Origin of the sequence: Streptomyces sp. NBC_00483, assembly GCF_036013745.1 — a bacterium.
Taxonomy (GTDB): Bacteria; Actinomycetota; Actinomycetes; order Streptomycetales; family Streptomycetaceae; genus Streptomyces.
Genome location: NZ_CP107880.1, coordinates 4,372,303 through 4,385,520, shown reverse-complemented (window position 1 = coordinate 4,385,520; position 13,218 = coordinate 4,372,303). Strand labels below are relative to the sequence as shown.

Below are 13,218 nucleotides of genomic sequence, written 5' to 3'. Positions count from 1 at the left end.
CTCTCACTCGATGAGTGCTAACGACGATCCATAGTGACCTATTCCGCGGGATCAGTCCACTGCCACGGGCTCGCGGTGACCCACACCACGTGCCACGGTCCGCCCCGTCGAGGGCGGTGCGAGCCGCGAGCGCAGCAGGAACATGACCACCAGGGCGAGCACCGTGCCGCCCATCGGGACGAGGAATCCGGCGCCGTCCCAGAAGCGGTCCTCCAGCTGTCCGGACACCGTCACGGCGGCCGCCTGACCGAGCGCGACCGCCCCGGTCAGCCAGGTGAAGGCCTCGGTGCGGGAGCCCGCGGGGACGATCTTGTCGACCAGCGTGTAGCCCGTGATCAGGGACGGCGCGATGCACACGCCGACCAGCAGGCCGAGCCCGGCGAGCAGCACCACGGACTGCGCCGCCCACAGCCCCGAGGCCATGACGGCGAGGGCCGTGTAGCCGACGAGGAGCCGGCGCTGCGGGGAGATCTTCCACGCGATGGCGCCGCAGACGAGGCCCGAGAGCATGTTGCCGGCGGCGAAGATCCCGTAGAGGACGCCGTTGAGGCCGGGCTCGCCGATCGCCTCGGTGTACGCGGCGAGCGAGACCTGCATGCCGCCGAAGACGGAGCCGATACCGAGGAACGTGACGATCAGGACGCGCACACCGGGGACGCGGAGCGCGGAGGCGTTCTGCACGCGCGCGTGCCCCTCCAGGCCGGCCACGGGGGGCTGGGTGCCCTTCTGGGCGGCGAACAGGAGGCCGCCGACGAGCGTGAGCGCCGCCTCGGTGATCAGGCCCGCGGCCGGGTCGATGCCGGTGCACAGGGCCGTCGCGAACAGCGGGCCGAGCACGAACGTGAACTCGTCGGTGACCGACTCGAAGGCGGCGGCCGTCTGCATCAGGGGCGAACCCTGCAGCTTCACGCCCCAGCGGGAACGGACCATGGGCCCGATCTGCGGGGTCGAGGCACCCGTGGGTACGGCGGCCACGAACAGCGCCCACGTGGGCGCCCCGGACAGGGCGAGCGCGGTGAGCGTGAGCCCGGCCGCGGAGTGCACGAGCACGCCGGGCAGCAGCACGGCACGCTGCCCGAAGCGGTCGGCCAGCTTGCCGCTGTAGGGCGCGAAGAGCGCCATGGCGACACCGGTCGTCGCGGAGACCGCGCCCGCGGTGCCGTAGGAGCCGGTGGTGTGCTGCACGAGCAGCACGATGGAGATCGTGAGCATCGCGAACGGCTGGCGCGCCGCGAAGCCGGGAAGCAGGAACGTCCAGGCCCCGCGGGTGCGCAGGAGCTGCCCGTAGCCGGGGCGCTCGGCCCGCTGGGTGCCGGGATCGGTGACCGTGTCCTTCTGTGGCACGGTCCTCGCCTTTCTGCCGCCTGGTAGCGCGCGGTCCTCCTGGTTGAGGGGTGCGCGCCGAGAGCCGTCCTCATGCGCCGGGAACCGAGTGATACCTACGGTCCGCGCCAGGAGAGGCCCTGGGCCAAGCAGATCGAACGCTGTGAAGCACAGCGCTGCAAGGGGACCGCGGCCGCTTTGCGGTCGCGCCGGCTCTACGTCAGGCAGAGTCGGTCGTACATGGTCTGTGCATCCATGCTAACGGGCTTCCGGGCCCGCGGTACCCAACCAACCGGCCAGCTTGCCGCCGAGGGCGACGGCCCGCAGGCGCGCCTCCGCGGCGTCCCGCACCGGGTCCGTGGCGACCACCAGGAGTTCGTCGCCCCGGCGCAGCACGGTGGTCGGGGCGGGCACGGAGGAGGTGCCGTCGCGGACGACGAGCGTGACGGCGGCGCCCTTGGGCAGCCGCAGCTCGCCGACCTCCACGCCGTGCATCCGTGAGCTCTCCGGGATGGAGACGGACAGCAGGTGCCCGCGCAGCCGCTCCAGGGGCGCCGATTCGATGCCGAGGTCGGCGGCGTCGGAGGAGCCGGCCAGGCGCAGCTTTCCGGCGAGCCACGGCAGCGTGGGGCCCTGGATGAGGGTGTAGACGACGACCAGGACGAAGACGATGTTGAAGATCCGCTGGCTGTCGGCGACGCCCGTGACCATCGGGATCGTCGCCAAAATGATGGGTACGGCGCCGCGCAGCCCGGCCCATGACATGAGGGCCTTCTCCGCCCACGGTATGCGGAAGGGCACCAGGCTGACGACGACCGACAGGGGTCGCGCGACCATCGTGAGGACCAGGCCGATGAGGAGCGCGGGCACGATGTCGTCGGCCAGTTCGTGCGGGGTCACCAGCAGGCCGAGCAGGACGAACATGCCGATCTGCGCGATCCAGCCGAGCCCTTCGGCGAAGCCGCGGGTGGCCGGCCAGTGCGGCAGCTTGGCGTTGCCCATCACCATCGCCGCCAGGTAGACGGCGAGGAATCCACTGCCGTGGGCCATGGCGCCCGCGGCGTACGCGGACGTGGCGATGGCCATGACGGCGATCGGGTAGAGGCCGGAGGCGGGCAGGGCCACGTGCCGCAGGCCGAAGGAGCCGAGCCAGCCGACCGCGAGCCCGATGGCGGCGCCGATCGCGAGCTCCAGGGCGATCTCGCCGATGAGGACGTACCAGTGCTCTATGGGGCCCGCGGCGGAGAACGCGACGACAAGGATGACGACAGGGGCGTCGTTGAAGCCGGACTCCGCCTCCAGGACGCCGGTCACGCGTGCCGGAAGCGGCACCCTACGTAGAACGGAGAAAACCGCCGCCGCGTCCGTGGAGGAGACCACCGCGCCGATGATGAGTGCCTGTCGCCATTCGAGGCCCACCAGGTAGTGCGCGCCGACGGCCGTCACTCCCACGCTCACCGCGACGCCCACGAGGGAGAGGGCGGCGGCCGCTGGGAGCGCGGGTTTGATCTGCTTCCACTTCGTGCCCAGACCGCCTTCGGCGAGGATCACGACGAGCGCCGCGTAGCCGATGACCTGCGTCAGTTCGGCGTTGCTGAAGTCGACGTGACCGATCCCGTCCTGGCCCATGACGACGCCGATGCCGAGATAGAGCAGGAGGCTCGGCAGTCCGCTGCGCGAGGAGATGCGCACGGCGGCGACCGCCACGAGCAGCACGAGTGCGCCGACGAGCAGGAGCTGGTTGAGCTGGTGGACAGTCAGGGGCTGTTCCTTCCAGGAGGGAAACTGCGACAGGGAAGTTACTTCGTTACCTTACCTAATCGTTAACGCTTTCTTGATGCCGGTTTCGTCACGCCGCTCTTCGTAGAACCCTGCTTCCCGACTCCGCGTCCGGAGCCGCACCGCACTGCTCGTAAGGTTGCTCTCGCCCGCAGCCAGCGAAGGACAGCAAGGATCCCGCCGATGCCCTCCACTACGAATGCCTCTGCCGGCAGCCCACCCGGTAAGAAGAAGGGGCGCCGAGCCCGACTGATCGTCATCGTCCTCGTGTTGGCCGTCCTCGCGGGCCTCGGATTCGGTGCCTACTGGAGCGTCGACAGCGTCCGCGCGTCCATGCCGCAGACGACGGGGTCCATCCAACTGGACGGGCTCGACGGGCCGGTGCAGGTCAAGCGGGACAGCTACGGGATCCCGCAGATCTACGCGTCCACGGACCACGACCTGTTCATGGCGCAGGGCTACGTGCAGGCGCAGGACCGCTTCTACGAGATGGACGTGCGGCGCCATACGACCTCCGGTCGGCTCTCCGAGATGTTCGGCAAGGGCCAGGTCAAGACCGATGAGTTCCTGCGCACCATGGGCTGGCGCCGGGTGGCGCAGAAGGAATACGACACCAAGCTGTCGCCCTCGACCAAGAAGTACCTCCAGGCGTACTCCAAGGGGGTCAACTCCTATCTGGGCGGCAAGAGCGGCAAGGACATCTCCGCGGAATACGTCGCGCTCGGCTTCGAGAACGACTACAAGCCGCAGAAGTGGTCCCCCGTGGACTCGGTGGCCTGGCTCAAGGCAATGGCCTGGGACCTGCGCGGCAATATGCAGGAGGAGATCGACCGCTCGCTGATGACGAGCCGGCTCGGCCCGAAGCAGATCGCCGACCTGTACCCCGACTACCCCTACACGCGGCACAAGCCGATCGTGCAGGAGGGCGGGTACAACAGCGCCACGAAGTCGTACGACGCGTCCTCGGGCGGCACGAGCACACAGTCGGCCGGGGCGGCGGGCACCGGCCTGACGGGCGACGCAGGGGCCCCCAGCGGCCTCCAGAGCCAGCTCGGCGGCCTCTCCAAGGTCCTGGACGAGATCCCCGACTCGGCGGGCCTCGGCCCCAACGGCAACGGCATCGGCTCCAACTCCTGGGTGGTCTCGGGCGACCACACCATCACCGGCAAGCCGCTGCTCGCAAACGACCCGCACCTCGCGCCACAACTGCCGTCCGTCTGGTACCAGATGGGCCTGCACTGCACGAGCGTCTCCAGCAAGTGCCAGTACGACACGTCGGGTTACACCTTCGCCGGCATGCCGGGCGTGGTCATCGGCCACAACCAGAACATCTCCTGGGGCCTGACCAACTCGGGCGTCGACGTCACCGATCTCTACCTGGAGAAGTTCAGCGGCGACGGCTACCTGGTCGACGACAGGACGGTGCCCTTCAAGACCCGCAAGGAGACCATCAAGGTCGCCGGCGGTGACTCCAAGACGATCACGGTGCGGGAGACCGACAACGGGCCGCTGCTGTCCGACCGCAACTCCGAACTCGTGAAGGTCGGCAAGAAGGCCGGCGTGGACGCGGCGGCCCCCGACCGCGGCGACGGCTACGGCATCGCGCTGCGCTGGACCGCGCTGCAGCCGGGCAACACCATGGACGCCGTCTTCGGGCTCGACAAGGCGTCGAACTGGTCGGAGTTCCGCAAGGCCTCCGCCGACTTCCAGGTGCCCTCGCAGAACCTCACCTACGCCGACACCGAGGGCAACATCGGCTACCAGCTGCCGGGCCGGATCCCGACCCGCGGCGAGGGCGACGGCTCGCTGCCGTCCCCCGGCTGGGACTCCAAGTACCGCTGGACCGGCTACATCAAGCAGGACGAGCTGCCCTACGAGTTCAACCCGAAGCGCGGCTACATCGTGACCGCCAACCAGGCCGTGGTCGACGACAGCTACCCGTACACGCTGACCAAGGACTGGGGCTACGGCACCCGCAGCCAGCGCATCACCGACCTGATCGAGTCGAAGATCAAGGACGGCGGGAAGATCTCCACCGACGACATGCGCACCATGCAGATGGACAACAGCAGCGAGATCGCCAAGCTGCTCGTGCCCTACCTGCAGAAGATCGACGTCCAGGACAAGGACGTCAGGGACGCGCAGCAGCTCCTGGAGAACTGGGACTACACCCAGAACCCGGACTCGGCCGCCGCGGCGTACTTCAACTCCGTGTGGCGCAACATCCTCAAGCTCGCCTTCGGCAACAAGCTGCCCAAGGAGCTGCGTGTCGAGGGCCAGTGCCTGAGCGTCGAGCCGGTCGACAAGTCGGGCCCCGCCGACGAGGACCGCAAGGTCCGCGAGTGCGGCGAGCGGGACACGCACTCGGCGCAGCCGGACGGCGGCGACCGCTGGTTCGAGGTCGTCCGAAAGATCATCAAGGATCCGAAGAACGACTGGTGGAAGACGCCGGGCAGCCGCACGAACGAACCCACCGAGAACCGTGACCAGTTGTTCAAGCGCGCCATGGAGGACGCCCGCTGGGACCTCACGGCCAAGCTCGGCAAGGACATCGACACCTGGAGCTGGGGCCGGCTGCACAAGCTGGAGCTGAAGAACCAGACCCTCGGCACCGAGGGCCCCGGCTGGCTGCAGTACGTGCTCAACCGCGGCCCCTGGAAGCTGGGCGGCGGCGAGGCGGCCGTGAACGCGACCGGCTGGAACGCCGCGGGCGGCTACGGAGTCGACTGGGTGCCGTCCATGCGGATGGTGGTCAACATGGCGGACCTCGACAAGTCCAAGTGGATCAACCTCACGGGCGCCTCGGGGCACACCTTCAGCGACCACTACACGGACCAGACCGAGAAGTGGGTCAAGGGTGACCTGCTGCCGTGGCACTTCTCCGAGAAGGCCGTCGGCGACAGCACCGAGGACTCGCTGGTCCTGAAGCCGTAGCCGGATCAACACCGAAGGGGCCTCACGCGTGCGCGTGAGGCCCCTTTCGCATGTGCGGTGCGGTGGTCAGAAGCGCCGCACGCCCGAGGGCGTCACCACCGCGTCCACGGCCTTGTCGTGCGCCTCCTGGGGGAGGTGCGCGACGACCTCGCTGTCGTGGAGCAGGACGACCAGCGCGGGCCGGGCACCGGCCGCCTCCAGGCGCGCGAGCACCCGGTCGTACGAGCCGCCGCCGCGGCCGAGCCGCATCCCGCGCGCGTCCACGGCGAGCCCCGGCAGCAGCACCGCGTCCGCCTCCAGGACGGCGGCGGGGCCGAGCCGCTCGCCGCCGGGCTCCAACAGGGCCATCTTTCCCGGGTGTCGCACCGTGGTGAGCGAAGCCGCCCCGTCGTACGCGCCCCAGTCCAGGTCGTTGTCGGGCAGCAGGGCAGGCAGCAGTACGCGCGTCCCGCGCGCGCGAAGGGCGTCGAGGAGCGCGCCCGTCCCCGGCTCGCCGCCCACGGAGACATACGCCGCCACCGTGCGGGCGTTCGCCAACTCGTCGAGTTCGAGAGCCCGGCGGGCCACGGCCCGCTCCGTCTCCCGTATGTCATCCTCCGTCAACGCGTTCCTCACCCGGAGGAACTCCCTGCGCAATGAACGCTTGTCAGGATGGGCGCCGCGCGGATCTTCTGCGGGCTCATCGGTGTGCGGACTCATAGCCGGGTCACAAACCTCTCCTATTCGACGCATATATGTGCCTTCAAAGCGGACCCACAGATTCCGCCCATAGCAGCCGGATATGGTGACTCGCATGACTGACGCGCACACCAGGATCACCAAGGCTGTCATCCCCGCCGCGGGCCTCGGCACCAGGTTCCTGCCCGCCACGAAGGCGACTCCCAAGGAGATGCTCCCGGTCGTCGACAAGCCGGCGATCCAGTACGTGGTCGAAGAGGCCGCGTCCGCGGGACTCGGCGACGTACTGATGATCACAGGTCGCAACAAGCGCCCGCTGGAGGACCACTTCGACCGCAACCACGAGCTGGAGGCGGCCCTTCAAAAGAAGGGCGACGCGGACCGCCTGGCCAAGGTCCAGGAGTCCAACGACCTCGCCACGATCCACTACGTGCGCCAGGGCGACCCCAGAGGCCTCGGCCACGCGGTCCTGTGCGCCGCCCCCCACGTGGGCGACGAGCCGTTCGCGGTGCTGCTCGGCGACGACCTGATCGACCCCCGCGACCCCCTGCTCCAGAAGATGGTGGAGGTCCAGGAGGAGCACGGCGGCAGCGTCATCGCGCTCATGGAGGTGGAGCCCTCCCAGATCCACCTCTACGGATGTGCCGCGGTCCAGGCCACATCGGACGGCGCCGTCGTACAGGTCACCGACCTGGTGGAGAAGCCGGATCCGGCCGACGCCCCCTCCAACTACGCCATCATCGGCCGCTACGTACTCGACCCCGCCGTCTTCGACATACTGCGCAAGACCGAGCCCGGCCGCGGCGGCGAGATCCAGCTCACCGACGCGCTCCAGCAGCTCGCCGCCGACGAGAAGATCGGCGGCCCCGTGCACGGCGTCGTCTTCAAGGGCCGCCGCTACGACACCGGCGACCGCGGCGACTACCTCAAGGCGATCGTCCGCCTCGCGTGCGAACGTGAGGACCTGGGCCCGGAGTTCCGCGCCTGGCTGCGCGGCTACGTCGCCGAGGAGATCTGACACCCCGCTCGCTCCCCGGCGGACCTGCGCCCCGGTACGGCACCCCACCTCCAGGGCGTCACACAATGCCCGTGGTAGTAACACCGGAGTACCAGAAAACCGGCACGAGGAGCAGGGGAGCAGCAGTGAACAGTTTCAGTGCCACGACGGACCGCGCGCAGATCTGGTCGGTGGACGAGCATCTGGAGGACATCCTCGCCACCGTCACCGCGCTCGACCCCATCGAGCTCCAACTCCTCGACGCGCAGGGCTGTGTGCTCGTCGAAGAGGTGACGGTCCCGCTGTCACTGCCGCCGTTCGACAACAGCTCGATGGACGGGTACGCGGTGCGCGTCGCGGACATCGCGGGCGCGAGCGAGGAGTTCCCCGCCGTGCTCACGGTGATCGGCGACGTCGCCGCGGGCCAGGCCGAACAGCCCACCGTCGGCCCCGGCGAGGCCGCCCGCATCATGACGGGCGCCCCGCTGCCGCCCGGGGCCGAGGCCGTGGTTCCCGTGGAGTGGACCGACGGAGGGCTCGGCGCGGGCCCCGTCACCTCGATGGCGGCCCACAGCACGGCCCCTGAGGGTGCCTCAGGAGAGGTCCGCGTGCACCGCCCCGCCGAAGCACGCGCGCACGTACGCGCGCAGGGCAGCGACGTACAGGCGGGCGACCGGGCGCTCACCGTCGGCACCGTCCTCGGCCCGCCGCAGATCGCGCTGCTCGCCGCCATCGGCCGCGGCACCGTACGCGTGTGCCCGCGCCCGCGCGTGGTCGTCGTCTCCACCGGCACCGAACTCGTCCAGCCCGGCGAACAGTTGGCGCCGGGCCAGATCTACGACTCCAACAGCTTCGCCCTCACCGCCGCCGCCCGCGACGCCGGAGCCATCGCCTACCGGGTGGGCGCGGTCGACGACGACGCCGAGACGCTGCGCTCCACCATCGAGGACCAGCTGATCCGCGCCGACCTCATCGTGACGACGGGCGGCGTCAGCGTCGGCGCGTACGACGTGGTCAAGGAGGCCCTGAGCGGCATCGGCGACCCGGACGACGAGGAGGGCATCGGGGCCGGCAGCGGCGTCGAGTTCCGCAAACTCGCCATGCAGCCCGGCAAGCCGCAGGGCTTCGGATCCATCGGCCCCGACCACACCCCGCTGCTCGCGCTGCCGGGCAACCCCGTGTCGTCGTACGTCTCCTTCGAACTGTTCGTACGCCCCGCGATCCGCACCCTGATGGGCCTGCCCGAGGACACCGTGCACCGCCCGAAGGACCGCGCGACGCTCACCGCCGACAAGGCGCTCACCTCGCCCTCAGGCCGCCGCCAGTTCCTGCGCGGCGTGTACGACGCCGAGGCCGGCGAGGTCGCCCCCGTCGGCGGCGCCGGCTCGCACCTCATCGCGGCGCTCGCGCAGGCGGACTCGCTGATCGTGGTCCCCGAGGACATGACGTCGGTGGAGCCGGGCACCGAGGTGGACGTGGTCCTGCTGGGCTGAGAGAGCCGATTGTCGGAGGCTCGCGATAGCGTGTCGCGCACAAATCGTCCGGCGCGCCGCACCGCGCACGGCTCGGATCGGGAGCGCCACACCAGCATGAGTACTTCGCCAGACCAACAGGACCAGCAGGACAGGACCGGCCGGCTCACGCACATCGACGAAGCGGGCGCCGCCCGCATGGTCGACGTATCGGAGAAGGACGTCACCGCGCGCACCGCCCGCGCCAGCGGCCGCGTCCTCGTCTCGCCGCGCGTGGTGGAGCTGCTGCGCGGCGAGGGCGTGCCCAAGGGGGACGCGCTCGCCACGGCGCGCATCGCGGGAATCATGGGCGCCAAGCGCACCCCCGACCTGATCCCGCTCTGCCACCCGCTGGCCGTGTCCGGCGTGAAGCTCGACCTGTCCGTGGCGGACGACGCCGTGGAGATCCTCGCCACCGTGAAGACCACGGACCGCACGGGAGTCGAGATGGAGGCGCTCACGGCGGTCTCGGTCGCCGCGCTCACCGTCGTCGACATGGTCAAGGCGGTCGACAAGGGAGCGGTCATCTCGGACGTACGGGTCGAGGAGAAGACCGGGGGCAAGTCCGGGGTCTGGAACCGGGAGGCCAGGGCATGACCGACAGCTACCGCGCCCTCGTCGTCACGGCCTCCAACCGGGCCGCCGCCGGGATCTACGAGGACAAGGGCGGCCCCCTGATCGCGGAGGGCCTGAGGAAGCTGGGCTTCGCCGTCGAGGGCCCCCAGGTGGTGCCGGACGGCGACCCCGTGGAGGCCGCCCTGCGGGCCGCGGTCGAGGCGGCGTACGACGTCGTGATCACCACCGGCGGCACCGGCATCTCGCCCACCGACCGCACCCCCGAGGCGACGGCCCGCGTCCTCGACCGCGAGGTGCCGGGCATCCCGGAGGCGATCCGCGCGTACGGCCGGGAGAAGGTGCCCACGGCGGCGCTCTCGCGTGGCCTCGCGGGGGTCGCCGGGCGCACACTGATCGTGAACCTGCCGGGTTCCAGCGGGGGCGTGAAGGACGGGCTCGCCGTTCTCGGGCCGCTGCTGACCCACGCCGTCGACCAGATCCACGGCGGCGACCACCCCAGAAGCGATCCCAGACCCGATGTCCAGGCACCCGGGGGTGCGCGCTGAACAGCCCGTCGTGGCCCGTCGTGCTGGTGGAGGGCGATGTCGTCCTCCGCCCCATAAGGCTGCGCGACCAGCGTGCCTGGCGCGAAGTGAACCGGCGCAACCGCGACTGGCTGCGCCCCTGGGAGGCGACCATCCCGCCGCCCACCCCGAGCGGTCCGATCACGCACCGCCCGACATACCGTCAAATGGTGCGCCACCTGCGCTCGGAGGCGAACGCGGGCCGGATGCTGCCCTTCGTCGTCGAGTACCAGGGCCGCCTCGTCGGGCAGTTGACCGTCGCCGGGATCACCTGGGGGTCGATGTGCTCGGGCCATGTCGGGTACTGGGTGGACCAGTCGGTGGCGGGCCGGGGCGTGATGCCGACGGCCGTCGCGCTCGCGGTCGACCACTGCTTCCGCACCGTGGGGCTGCACCGCATCGAGGTCTGTATTCGGCCGGAGAACGGGCCGAGCCGCAGGGTCGTGGAGAAACTCGGATTCCGCGAGGAGGGGCTCCGCCCACGGTATCTCCACATCGACGGGGCCTGGCGCGACCATCTTGTCTTCGCGCTCACCGCCGAAGAGGTCCCGGAAGGACTCCTGAAGCGTCGACGTCGCGAGCGGCGTGGAAACGCCGCAGGTCCGAGTGCCCCCAACGCGGTCGATCCCGGCACCCCCTCGAAATGAAATAAATGTTCGAAATTGATCGATGAGGCACCGTCAGGGGTCATTGAATTCCCCCGAAGGTCGTCCTGTTGATCACATCGATCGCAAAAAAGCTCGGATTATCAGCCAGATCGTGCGACACACCGACTCAATTGGCGGATGACCCCGTGCAAACCCCTCTACGGTGTGTCCGTGAGCAGCAGCGGCCTCATCTACGCAGTCATCGTCGGGGCCTGGGCCGCCTACTTGGTGCCGATGTGGCTCCGTAGGCAGGACGAGTTGAACGAAGCTCGTCCGACGGAACGCTTCAGCACCGCCATCCGGCTTCTCTCCGGCCGGGCGGGCATGGAGCGCCGGTACGCCAAGGACCTGCAGGCGCGCTCGCCCGAGGCGGACGAGCGGCGCGGCGACCCGGTCGACCCGGACGCACCCACCGAAGGGGTGGACGTCCGGGACGTCGGCATGTCTCCTTCCGGGGAGCGACGCGCCCCGCACGCGGGGCGTGAACGCCGCGAAAGCCGTGAACACCACGATTCCGCCCGGGAGTTCGCGGAACCGAACCGCGAGCGGGCGGTACCCGCCCGTGAACGCGTGGAACCGACCCGCGAACGCGTGGAACCCGCCCGCGAACGCGTGGAGCCCGCCGCCCGCGAGCCCGAACCGGCGGCCGAGTCCACGGCACCCGCCAAGTCCCGCGCCGCCCGCGCCGCTTCCGCCGCCGCCGAGGCACAGGCCGCGCGCGCCCGGCGCACCAAGGTGCTCGCGCGCCGCCGCCGCACGACCGTGCTGCTCTTCGCCGCCTTCACGATCGGCGCCGTCGTGGCAGCCGTCGGCGGCGTCGCGTTCCTGTGGGCGCCCGCGGCCCCCGCCCTGCTCCTCAGCGCGTACATCGTCTACCTGCGCACGCAGGAGCGACGCCGCTACGCCTACGTCATGGATCGCCGTCGCGCCGAGGTCGCCGCGCAGCGACTGCGGGAGCGCCAGCCGCGCAGGCGGCAGCCGGCCGCGGCACGCGCCGCGGCCGAGGACCAGGAGGAAGGACCATCGGTGGACGAGACCGCCACCGATCCCGGCCTCGAGGCCCTCGCCGCCGACCGGCGCGCCCTCGTCGAGCAGACCGACCATCAGGAGTGGGTCGACCAGCAGCGCGAGCGGCAGCGCCACCCGGGCCCCGGCGACAGCTGGGACCCGGTCCCCGTGCCCCTGCCCACGTACGTCACCGCCCCCGTCGCCCCACGCGCCACCGGCGGCATCGACTACAACGCACCCGAGACGTGGAGCTCCGCCCGCTCCTCCGCCGCGGAACAGGCCGCGCAGCAGCAGGAGGAGCACACCCCGGACTCCGCGGAGTCCGCCGAGCCGGTGGCCGACGACGGCCGCAGCGACGCCCGCCGCGCCGCCTCCGCCCGCCGCTCCCGCGAGCGCGGCCGCACGCCGCTCTTCGACCAGTTCGACGACGGCGCCGACGGCAGGCCGCGCGCCGCCAACGAGTGAGCCGGACCACTCCGGAACCCGCCCGGCTGACCAGCCAGGGAACGGATTTCCAAGCACCCGGATCGGGGTGCTAGAGTTTCACTCGTTGCAAGGGCGTGTGGCGCAGTCCGGTAGCGCACCTCGTTCGCATCGAGGGGGCCAGGGGTTCGAATCCCCTCACGTCCACTGCAATGAAAGCCCCGACGGGAAACCGTCGGGGCTTTCGCGTTTCTCCGTGAGGACGACGCCTACAGCTTCTTCGCGAAGCACCGGCTCAACTCGTCGAACCGGTAGTGGCCGAACTTGGCGCACGGCTCGTAACCGCTCGACGTGTACAGGGCTATCGCCTCCGGCTGCTTGAGGCCCGTCTCCAGAACCATGCGCGTACGCCCCGCCGCCCGGGCGTCCTCCTCCAGCGCCGCGAGAATCTGCCGCGCCAGGCCAAGGCCGCGCGCCTCCGGAGTGACGTACATGCGCTTCAGCTCGGCGTCGCCGTCCGCGTACCCCTCCTCGTTCTCCTCCTGGCCGCGCCAGCCGCCGGTCGCGAGCGGCGTGCCCGAGGCGTCGTACGCGATCAGGTAGAGGCCGCGCGGCGGCTCGAACATCGTCGGGTCCAGCGGCGTGACGTCGCCCTCGTCGCCGTACCGCTCCGCGTACTCGAGCTGGACGCGGTCGTTCAGCGCGATCGCGTCGCGGTGGCCGAAGGAGGTGGGGCGCAGGAGCGGGGCCTCGACTCCAGGAAGCTGAATACTCATACG

General features: G+C 70.5%; 11 protein-coding genes and 1 tRNA gene. 8 read left to right on the top strand and 4 right to left on the bottom strand.

Annotation, left to right across the window (positions count from 1 at the left end; all coding sequences use genetic code 11):
- Positions 1-51: 51 nt before the first annotated feature.
- Both OHA73_RS19355 and OHA73_RS19350 read right to left on the bottom strand, forming a co-directional pair.
- Positions 52-1,344 carry an MFS transporter gene (locus OHA73_RS19355; protein ID WP_266711150.1) on the bottom strand — a complete coding sequence of 431 codons (1,293 nt, stop codon included), beginning with the start codon at positions 1,342-1,344 and terminating at the stop codon, positions 52-54.
- A 237-nt stretch (positions 1,345-1,581) separates the two neighbouring features.
- Positions 1,582-3,117, bottom strand: coding sequence for a potassium/proton antiporter (locus OHA73_RS19350; protein WP_443063218.1), 1,536 nt, complete (start codon positions 3,115-3,117; stop codon positions 1,582-1,584).
- Between the two features lie 168 nt (positions 3,118-3,285).
- Between OHA73_RS19350 and OHA73_RS19345 the strand changes: the two genes are divergently transcribed.
- Positions 3,286-6,036, top strand: a complete 2,751-nt coding sequence (locus tag OHA73_RS19345; protein WP_327655663.1) for a penicillin acylase family protein — start codon at positions 3,286-3,288, stop codon at positions 6,034-6,036.
- Between the two features lie 66 nt (positions 6,037-6,102).
- Here the strand turns inward: OHA73_RS19345 and OHA73_RS19340 are convergent, their stop codons facing one another.
- On the bottom strand, positions 6,103-6,735 hold the full coding sequence (locus OHA73_RS19340) for a 5-formyltetrahydrofolate cyclo-ligase (RefSeq protein WP_327655662.1): 633 nt from the start codon (positions 6,733-6,735) through the stop codon (positions 6,103-6,105).
- Between the two features lie 94 nt (positions 6,736-6,829).
- Here OHA73_RS19340 and galU point away from each other — a divergent pair, with 94 nt between their 5' ends.
- The 7 genes from galU to OHA73_RS19305 all read left to right on the top strand — a co-directional run bounded on the left by galU (position 6,830) and on the right by OHA73_RS19305 (position 12,646).
- The gene (gene galU, locus OHA73_RS19335; RefSeq protein ID WP_266711142.1) at positions 6,830-7,732 is read left to right on the top strand and encodes a UTP--glucose-1-phosphate uridylyltransferase GalU; all 903 of its coding nucleotides are present in this window, start codon (positions 6,830-6,832) and stop codon (positions 7,730-7,732) included.
- Positions 7,733-7,797: 65 nt separating this feature from the next.
- A complete protein-coding gene (glp, locus tag OHA73_RS19330; protein WP_443063096.1) occupies positions 7,798-9,204 on the top strand; it encodes a molybdotransferase-like divisome protein Glp in 1,407 nt (468 codons plus the stop codon).
- Positions 9,205-9,300: 96 nt separating this feature from the next.
- Positions 9,301-9,819, top strand: coding sequence for a cyclic pyranopterin monophosphate synthase MoaC (moaC, locus tag OHA73_RS19325; RefSeq protein WP_266711138.1), 519 nt, complete (start codon positions 9,301-9,303; stop codon positions 9,817-9,819).
- Complete coding sequence (locus OHA73_RS19320) at positions 9,816-10,343, top strand: MogA/MoaB family molybdenum cofactor biosynthesis protein (protein ID WP_266711136.1); 528 nt, start codon at positions 9,816-9,818, stop codon at positions 10,341-10,343. Before moaC ends, OHA73_RS19320 begins: the two co-directional genes overlap by 4 nt.
- A 20-nt stretch (positions 10,344-10,363) precedes the next feature.
- Positions 10,364-11,008 (top strand): GNAT family N-acetyltransferase, encoded by a 645-nt coding sequence (locus tag OHA73_RS19315; RefSeq protein WP_266711134.1) that lies wholly within the window; start codon positions 10,364-10,366, stop codon positions 11,006-11,008.
- A 171-nt stretch (positions 11,009-11,179) separates the two neighbouring features.
- Positions 11,180-12,481, top strand: a complete 1,302-nt coding sequence (gene sepX / locus OHA73_RS19310; protein WP_327655661.1) for a divisome protein SepX/GlpR — start codon at positions 11,180-11,182, stop codon at positions 12,479-12,481.
- 91 nt (positions 12,482-12,572) lie between these two features.
- Positions 12,573-12,646 (top strand) — tRNA-Ala (locus OHA73_RS19305).
- Between the two features lie 62 nt (positions 12,647-12,708).
- On the opposite strand, the gene OHA73_RS19300 is transcribed toward OHA73_RS19305, so the two are convergent.
- A complete protein-coding gene (locus tag OHA73_RS19300) occupies positions 12,709-13,215 on the bottom strand; it encodes a GNAT family N-acetyltransferase (protein ID WP_267070135.1) in 507 nt (168 codons plus the stop codon).
- Positions 13,216-13,218 lie beyond the last annotated feature (3 nt).

Coding starts and splice junctions, on each gene's coding strand:
- OHA73_RS19345 (WP_327655663.1), top strand. CDS start 3,286: ATGCCCTCCACTACGAATGCCTCTGCCGGCAGCCCACCCGGTAAGAAG.
- galU (WP_266711142.1), top strand. CDS start 6,830: ATGACTGACGCGCACACCAGGATCACCAAGGCTGTCATCCCCGCCGCG.
- OHA73_RS19340 (WP_327655662.1), bottom strand. CDS start 6,735: ATGAGTCCGCACACCGATGAGCCCGCAGAAGATCCGCGCGGCGCCCAT.
- moaC (WP_266711138.1), top strand. CDS start 9,301: ATGAGTACTTCGCCAGACCAACAGGACCAGCAGGACAGGACCGGCCGG.
- OHA73_RS19300 (WP_267070135.1), bottom strand. CDS start 13,215: ATGAGTATTCAGCTTCCTGGAGTCGAGGCCCCGCTCCTGCGCCCCACC.
- OHA73_RS19320 (WP_266711136.1), top strand. CDS start 9,816: ATGACCGACAGCTACCGCGCCCTCGTCGTCACGGCCTCCAACCGGGCC.
- glp (WP_443063096.1), top strand. CDS start 7,798: ATGCCCGTGGTAGTAACACCGGAGTACCAGAAAACCGGCACGAGGAGC.